Source organism: Streptomyces sp. NPDC002958 (assembly GCF_055563255.1).
On record NZ_JBVHDS010000057.1, the window covers coordinates 1 to 8103 of the forward strand.

1 protein-coding gene and 1 pseudogene are annotated in these 8103 nt (G+C 74.5%); both read right to left on the minus strand.

Annotated features, from left to right (window positions below; translation table 11 throughout):
- Positions 1-4928 (minus strand): annotated as a pseudogene (locus ACZ3IC_RS33775) (beta-ketoacyl synthase N-terminal-like domain-containing protein); the annotation flags it as partial.
- Positions 4929-5220: 292 nt separating this feature from the next.
- The coding region (locus tag ACZ3IC_RS33780) for an SDR family NAD(P)-dependent oxidoreductase (protein WP_467422487.1) at positions 5221-8103 on the minus strand (2883 nt) is incomplete at its 5' end.

The window sequence follows — 8103 nt, forward strand, 5'->3', positions numbered from 1 at the left end:
GCTTTGCCCATTTCGATGAAGCGGCCGCCGCGGGGGAGGAGGTCGAGGGTGGCGTCGACGAACTCGCCTGCGAGTGCGTCGAGTACGACGTCGACACCATCGCCGTTGGTGGTGTTGAGGATGTGTTCGCGGAAGGTGAGGTCGCGGGAGGAGGCGATGTGGGTGTCGGCGATGCCGAGGGCGCGGACGGCGTTCCACTTGGGGGTGGAAGCGGTGGCGAAGACTTCCGCGCCGAAGTGGTGGGCGAGCTGGACGGCGGCCATGCCGACGCCGCCCGCGGCTGCGTGGACGAGCAGGCGCTCCCCGGCTCGCAGGCCGGCGAGGTCCACCAGACCGTAGTACGCCGTCAGGTAGACCACCGGGATGGCCGCGCCCTGCGCGAACGTGAACCCGGCCGGCATCGGGACGATCATCCGGCGGTCGGCGATCGCGACCGGTCCGAACGCGTCCAGGACCAGGCCCAGCACCCGGTCCCCGGGCGCCAGGTCGGTCACCGCGGAGCCGACCTCGAGGACCACACCGGCGGCTTCGCTGCCGAGGGGAGCCTCACCGGGATACAGGCCCAGCGCGATCAGCACGTCACGGAAGTTCAGGCCCGCGGCCCGCACCCCGACCCGCACCTCGTGGGCGCCGAGCGGCCGCTCGGCGTCCGAGGACATCAGCTCCAGACCCTCCAGCGAGCCCTTGCGGGCCACGCCCAGCCGCCACGCGTCCCCGGCGAAGGAGGACAGTTCGGCACGGCCCAGCTGGGGTACGAGGGTCTCACCCGCGCGGACCGCGATCTGCGGCTCGTCCAGGGCGGTCAGCGCCGTCCAGTCGAGGGCGGCCTCCTCGGTGCCGGCGGCCGGGGCACTGTCGGAGTCCAGGTCGATGAGGCCGAACCGCCCCGGGTGCTCGGACTGCGCGCTGCGCACAAGACCCCACACGGGAGCCTGCGCCAGCTCGGGCGCCGAGCCGCCCGCGGCGACGGCACGCCGGGTGACGACGACCAGCCGGGAGTCGGCGAGCGGCGCGGCGGCCAACCATTGCTGGAGGAGCCCGAGGGTGCGGGCGGCAGTGGCGTGCACGGCCTCCGCGGCACCATGTCCGGCGGCCGCCGCGTCGGCGTCGGCGTCGAGGGCCGCGAGGACCGTCGCGGGCACCGGGGCGCCCTCGGCGAGGGCCTTCTCCAGGGCCGTCAGGTCCGGGTAGCGGTCCCACTCGGCGGGGGCGGCGGCGAGCTCGCCGAGGACGGCGACACCGGCCCGCTCCGCAGCCGGGACCCCGGCCGAGGCCGGTACGGGCAGCCAGTCGAGCTGGTAGAGGGAGCTCTGGCCGCCCCGCTGGGAGGACTCCAGCTGGGCCAGGTCCACGGGCCGGAACGCCATGGTCTCCACGGTCAGCAGTGGCGCGCCGTTCTCGTCGGCGAGTGAGATGCGCAGTGCGGAGTCCCCGGCGGGGCTGATCCGCACCCGGGCACGCGTGACGCCGGCAGTGCTGTCGGGGCCGCCGGTGCGGACGCCGGACCAGGAGAACGGCAGGTCGGCGGTGGCGCCGGGCTCCTTGTCGAAGAGGCCGCCGTGCAGGGCGGCGTCCAGGAGGGCCGGGTGGACGGTGAAGCCCTCGGTGCGGGTGTCCTCCGGCAGGGAGATCTCCGTGCAGATGTCGCCGCCGGCCTTCCAGGCGGCGCGGACGCCCTGGAAGAGCGGACCGTAGTCGTAACCGGCGTCGGCGAGGCGGGCGTAGAGGGTGTCCACGGCGACGGGCCGGGCCCCGGCGGGCGGCCAGGAGGCGGGGAAGGCGGGGGCGGGTTCGGCGTCGGCGGTGAGCCAGCCGCGGGCGTGGCGGGTGACCGGGCGGTCCCCGTCCTCCCCGGCGGTCTCAGGGCGGGAGTAGACGACGAGTTCGCGGCGGCCGTCCTCGTCGGTGCTGCCCACGGTGATCTGGAGCTGCCGGGCGGCGTCCTCGTCGAGGACGAGCGGCGCCTCCAGCACGAGGTCGTCCAGTACGGGCGTGTCCGCCTGGCGGCCCGCGGTGAGGGCGGCCTCCACCAGGGCGGCTCCGGGCACCAGGACCGTACCGAGGACGGCGTGGTCCTCGGTCCACGTCTGCTGGGCACGGGCCAGCCGGCCGGTGAAGATCCACTCGTCGCGGTTGCCGACCTGGACGGTGGCGGAGAGCAGCGGGTGGTCGAGGCGGCCGAGTCCGGCGGCGGTGGCGTCACCGGTGCCGCTACCGGGGGTCAGCCAGTACCGCTCGCGCTGGAAGGCGTAGGTGGGGAGCTGGACGCGCTCGGCGCTTGTACCGGCGAACAGGGTGTGCCAGTCGATGGCGGCCCCGCCGACGTGGGCCTCGGCGAGGGACGTGGCGAAGCGGGCCGGACCGCCCTCGCCGCGGCGCAGCGAGCCGACGGACCGGACGTGGTCGGCGGCGTCGAGGTCCTGGACGATCTCGTCGACGGCCATGGTGAGGACGGGGTGCGGGGAGAGCTCGACGAACAGCTTCGCGCCGTTGCCGACCAGGGCGCGGACGGCGGGCTCGAAGCCGACCCGGCCACGGAGGTTGCGGTACCAGTAGGCGGCGTCGAGTTCCGCGGTGTCGAGGAACTCGCCACGGGCGGTGGAGTAGAAGGGGATGCTGCCGCTGCGCGGGGCGATCGGGGCGAGGAGCTGCAGCAGCTCCTCCTGGATGGCCGCGACCTGCACGGAGTGGCTGGCGTAGTTCACGGGGATACGGCGGGCGCGGGCCCCGTCCTGCTCGCAGAGCGCCTGGAGTTCGTCGAGCGCGGCGGGCTCGCCCGCGACCACGACGGTGCCGGGGCTGTTGACGGCGGCCACCGAGATCCGGCCGTCGAACCGCTCCAGGTAGCTCTCGACGCGGTCCACGGGTAGCAGGACCGACATCATCCCGCCCTGTCCGGCGAGACGTTCGCGTACGGCGCGGCTGCGCAGGGCGACCACGCGGGCGGCGTCGTCGAGGCTGAGGCCGCCCGCCACGTGGGCGGCGGCGATCTCGCCCTGGGAGTGGCCGACGACGGCGGTGGGCTCGACGCCGTGGGAACGCCACAGCTTCGCGAGGGACACCATCACGGAGAACAGTGCGGGCTGGACGACGTCGACGCGCTCCAGGGAGGGCGCGCCGGGGACGCCGCGCAGCACGTCCTCGAGGTTCCAGTCCACGTAACGGGCGAGGGCCTCGCCGCAGGCGGCGATCTCCTCCGCGAACACGGGCGTGGAGTCGAGGAGTTCGACGGCCATCCGCTCCCACTGGGAGCCCTGGCCCGGGAAGACGAACACGGTCTCGTCGCCGCCGGGGCGGCCCTCGAAGACGTGGGCGGCGGGCTCGGCCGCGGACAGCGCGGCCAGGCCGGCCAGCAGGGCGCCCCGGTCGGTGGCGACGACCGCGGCGCGGCGCTCCAGGTGGGCGCGGGTGGTGGCCTGCGAGAAGGCCACGTCGGTCAGGGTGAGGGCCGGCTCGGCGATCAGGTGGGCGCGCAGGCGGTCCGCCTGGGCGCGCAGGGCGGCCTCGCCGCGAGCGGAGACCAGGACGGGCACGGCGGGCAGCTCCCGCATGGGCGCGGCCGTCTCCGGCCCCTCGGCGGCGGCTTCGGCCGAGGCCGCCGGGTCCGTACACGCCGTCTCCGACTGCTCCGCGACGGCCGGCGGCTCCTCGACGATGACGTGCGCGTTCGTACCGCCCACGCCGAAGGAGGAGACGCCCGCGCGGCGGGGGCGGCCTTCGGTGGCGGGCCAGGGCTCGGCTTCGGTGAGGAGTCGCACCTCACCGGTGGTCCAGTCGATGTGGGGGGAGGGGGCGTCGACGTGGAGGGTGGCGGGGAGCGTTTCGTGCTCCATGGCCTTGACCATCTTGATGATGCCGGCGACGCCGGCGGCGGCCTGGGTGTGGCCGATGTTGGACTTGATGGAGCCCAGTCGCAGCGGGCCCTCGGAGCGTTCCTGGCCGTAGGTGGCGAGCAGTGCCTGTGCCTCGATGGGGTCGCCGAGCGGGGTGCCCGTGCCGTGGCCCTCGACGACGTGGATGTCGGAAGTGGTGAGTCCGGCGTTGGCCAGGGCCTGGCGGATGACGCGTTCCTGCGAGGGGCCGTTGGGGGCGGTGAGGCCGTTGGAGGCGCCGTCCTGGTTGACGGCGCTGCCCCGGATGACGCCGAGCACGCGGTGCCCGTTGCGGCGGGCGTCCGACAGGCGCTCCAGCAGGATGAGACCGGCGCCCTCGGCCCAGCCGACGCCGTCCGCGGCGGCCGCGTACGCCTTGCACAGCCCGTCCGGGGACACCCCGCGCTGGCGGCTGAACTCAATGAACACGTTGGGCCGGGCGAGGACGGTGACACCGCCCACGAGGGCGAGGGAGCACTCCCGGTTCCGCAGGGACTTCAGGGCGAGGTCCACGGCGACCAGGGAGGAGGAGCAGGCGGTGTCCACGGACACGGCCGGGCCCTCGAAGCCGAAGGTGTAGCTGAGCCGTCCGGAGGCCACGCTGCCCGCGGAGGCGATGGTCATGTACCCCTCGATCTCCGCACGCCGGTCGCTCTGACCCGCGACGAAGCCGTAGTCCTGGTACATGACCCCGCAGAAGACACCCGTGTCACTGCCACGCAGGCGGGTGACGTCGATGCCGGCATCCTCGAACGCCTCCCAGGCGGTCTCGAGGAGGAGCCGCTGCTGGGGGTCGACGGCAGCGGCCTCGCGCGGGGCGATCCCGAAGAAGTCGGCGTCGAACTCGGCCGCACCCTCGACGAATCCGCCCTCGCGGGTGTACGAGGTCCCCGCGTGGTCAGGGTCCTCGTGGAACAGTCCCTCCACGTCCCAGCCGCGGTCCTGCGGGAACTCGGAGATCCCGACCCGCTCCTGGGCGATGAACTGCCACAGCTCCTCGGGCGAGTTGACCCCGCCCGGGTAGCGGCAGCTCATCCCGACGATCGCGAGCGGCTCGGCAGCGCGGTCCTCGTACTGCTGGAGGCGCGCCCGGGTCTCGTTGAGGTCGACGGCGACCCGCTTGAGGTACCGGACGAGCTTGTCCTGCTGCTGATCGTTGCCTTCGGCGCTCACTGTGCTGTCCCCCTGGACGGTTGTCTGGCCTTGCGTTTTCTGCGTCTTCACACGTGACATGTGGGTGTCACGCATCGCGCTGTCGCTTCGCGCGTCACGTTCCGGTGTCACGCGTCATGCCTCTGTTTCGTGCTTCATGCCTGGTCCCACGCCTCACACCTCGTGGTCCCACGCCTCACACCTCGCCGAATTCGGCATCGAGGAGCTGGAACACCTCGTCCGCGGTGGTGGCCGCCTCGATCCGTTCGCTCATGCCCTGCTCGCCCCCGGTGAGAGTGGCGAGCAGACCGCGCAGCCGATCCGCGACGCGCTGCCGGTCCCCGGCGGCGAGGTCGGCGACCATGCCCTCGAGCTTCTCGATCTCCCGGTCGACGGCGGGTTCCGCGGCGGCCCCGCCCCCGGCCTCGGCGAGCAGGTACTTCGCCACGGCACTCGGCGACGGGTGGTCGAAGACCAGCGTCGACGGCAGCCGCACCCCACTGGCCCGGCTGAGCCGGTTGCGCAGCTCGACGGCGCCCAGCGAGTCGAACCCGAGCTCCTTGAAGGCCCGTTCGGGTTCGACCGCCTCGGCGGAGGCATGGCCGAGAACGGCCGCCACCTGCGCCTGCACCATCCGCAGCACCACCCGCTCGCGCTCGGCCCCGCTGACCGCGGCCAGCTGCTCGGCCAGGGTGCTCCCGGCCGCCGGCTCGGCGTGCCGCGCGGGCATCCGTACCAGTCCGTGGAACAGCGGCGGCAGGGTGCCGGCGGCGGCCTGGGCGCGCAGCCCGGGCTGGTCGAGCCGGACGGGCACGAGGAGGGCGGTCTCCTGCGTCAGCGCGTGATCGAACAGCTCCAGGCCGGTCGCGGCCGGGAGGGCCCCAATGCCCATGCGGGCCAGGCGGGCCAGTTCCGCCTCGTCGAGGCTGCTCCCCATGCCGGCCGCGTCACCGGACGCACCCGCACCGGCTGCGGGGCCCTGCGTGCCCGCCAGGGCCGCATGGCCGGTCTCCCCCCACAGACCCCAAGCGAGAGAGGTGGCGGGCAGGCCGAGCGCGCGGCGGTGTGCGGCGAGGGCGTCGAGGGTGGCGTTGGCGGCGGCGTAGTTGCCCTGGCCGGGGCTGCCGATGAGGGCGGCCACGGACGAGAACAAGACGAAGGAGGACAGTTCCAGACCGGCCGTCAGCTCGTGCAAGTGCAGGGCCGCGTCCACCTTCGGCCGCAGTACCCGCTGGAGGCGCTCCGGCGTCAGCGACTCGACGGTGCCGTCGTCGAGGACTCCCGCCGAGTGTACGACGGCGGTCAGCGGGTGCTTCAACGAGCCTATCAGCGCGGCGAGTTCACCGCGATCGGTGACATCGCAGGCCACCGCCCGCGCCTCGGCCCCGAGTTCGGCCAGGTCCGCGACCAGCTCGGTGACCCCCGGCGCGGCCGGACCGCGCCGGCTGACCAGCAGCAGACGCTTTGCCCCGTACGCACCGGCCAGGTGCCGGGCGAACAGGGCACCGAGACCACCGGTACCGCCCGTGATCAGGACCGTGCCCTCCGGGTCCGGAGCGGACAGCCCGCTCGGCTCCGCGAGCTCGACCCGGGCCAGGCGGGGTGCGAACACCCGCCCGCCGCGCACCGCGAGCTGCGGCTCGTCCAGACCGGCCAGCGCCGCCCAGTCGACACCCGCGACCCCGGCGGACGTGCCGGGTTCCTCCGCGTCCACGAGGAGGAACCGGTCGGGGTGTTCCGACTGGGCGCTGTGGACGAGACCCCAGGCCGGGGCCTGGGCGGGCCGCACGGCCTCGCCCCGGACCACCGCGGCGGCCTGGCGGGTGACCAGCAGCAGCCGGGTCTCCTCGCCCAGCCAGGCGCTGGACAGCCACTGCCGGACGAGACCGAGCGCCTGCTCGGCGTTCTCGTGAACGGCCGCGACGGCGGCGCCGGAGTCGGCGGGGTCGCCGTCCGGCGCGGCCGAAGCCGGGCCGGCATGGGCGACCACGAGGTCCGGTGGGCTCACGCCCTCGGCGAGGGCCCGCTCGAGAGCGGCCAGGTCGGCGTACTTCTCCCCGAGCACCTCGACCCGCAGCGGGGCGGCCGCCCCGGGCAGCGCCACCGGCACCCAGTCCACCTGGTAGAGCGAGCTGACACCGGTCCGGTTCCGCGCCTCCAGCTGGGCCTGCTCCACGGCGCGCAGGGCGAGCCGCTCCACGGTCAGGACGTGCGCACCGTGTTCGTCCGCGATGTCGATCCGCAGGTCCGAGTCACCGGCGGGGCTGACGCGCACCCGCAGCCGGGAGGCGCCGGTCCGTCCGAGCCGTACGCCCGACCAGGAGAAGGGCAGGCGGGTAGCGGAGCCCTTACCGTCCCGGTCCAGCAGGTCGAACCCGCCGTGCAGGGCGGCGTCGAGCAGTGCCGGATGCAGACCGAACTCCCCGGCGCCGTCCGCGTGCTCCTCGGGCAGGGCGACCTCGGCGTAGAGGCCCTCGTCGGTACGCCAGACGCTCCGCACGCCCTGGAAGACCGGACCGTAGTCGTACCCTGCCTCGGCGAGGCGCGCGTACAGGGCACCGGCCGGTGCCTGCTCGCCCCCCGCCGGGGGCCAGGCCGACGGCAGGGCCGTGACCTGCGGCAGCCCGTCGGCCGGGGCCAGGGTGCCCCGGGCGTGGCAGACGGCCTCGCGGCCGGCGTCCTCGTCCGGGTCGCCACCGTCCGTGCCCGTGGCGTCCGCCTCGGGACGGGAGTAGACGGCCACCTCGCGGACACCGTCCTCGTCGCGGTCCCCGACCGTCACCTGGAGCTGCGCGCCCGCGGCGCCGTTCAGCACGAACGGTGCTTCGAGGACCAGCTCGTCGAGTACGGGAGTCCCGGCCCGGCGTCCCGCGGCGAGCGCCAGCTCGACGAGGGCGGCACCCGGCAGGAGGACGGTCCCGAACACGCCGTGGTCCTGGACCCAGGGCTGCGTACTGGCCGAGACGCGACCGGTGAACAGCCACTCGTCCCGGTCACCGACCTGGGCACAGGCGGCGAGCAGCGGGTGCCTGAGCCGGTCGAGCCCGGCCCCTGTGGCATCGCCGGTGACGGGAGCGGG